The organism is Paraburkholderia sp. EG304 (assembly GCF_046543485.1).
GTDB lineage: Bacteria > Pseudomonadota > Gammaproteobacteria > Burkholderiales > Burkholderiaceae > Paraburkholderia > Paraburkholderia youngii.
Genome location: NZ_JBKGUA010000336.1, coordinates 1 through 455, shown reverse-complemented (window position 1 = coordinate 455; position 455 = coordinate 1). Strand labels below are relative to the sequence as shown.

1 protein-coding gene is annotated in these 455 nt (G+C 58.7%); it reads right to left on the bottom strand.

Translation table 11 applies throughout. The features are described from left to right. The coding region (locus tag ACLFKU_RS44165) for a threonine/serine exporter family protein (RefSeq protein WP_410853449.1) at window positions 1–435 on the bottom strand (435 nt) is incomplete at its 3' end. Window positions 436–455: the final 20 nt, after the last annotated feature.

The following is a 455-nucleotide window of genomic DNA, read 5'->3' as shown; positions in this document are numbered from 1 at the left end:
ACCAACTCCAGCCGCCAACTGGGCCGGAAGGTTGACGCCGACAAGGGCGAGGCGGCAGAGGTTCCCACAAGCTCCTAGAGCTGCAGCCCATGCCACCGTGCACGGTGAGGAATTGAAGAGGATGGCGAATCCGGCGACTCCGCATGCTGTCGCTACCGCATAGGCAAACCACGCCCAGGGGTACGGGAAAACCGTCTGAGCAGGCAGCGGTTGCAGGCCAGTAGCCGCTGAGAATACCCAGGCAGACATAGTCGCGGCAAGGATAAGACCGACGGAATAGGTTGCCCGACTTAAACCCGCCGTGAAGTCCATACGAACCATGTCAAGGATCGAAGTGATCATGGGGAAGCCTGGTACGAGGAACAGTAGAGAGGCGACGTAGCCCGGGCCGTGGATGGTATGCAGGCCAGTATTAGTCAGCAGATCTGACAACATGAGGTAGATCAAACAGGCTG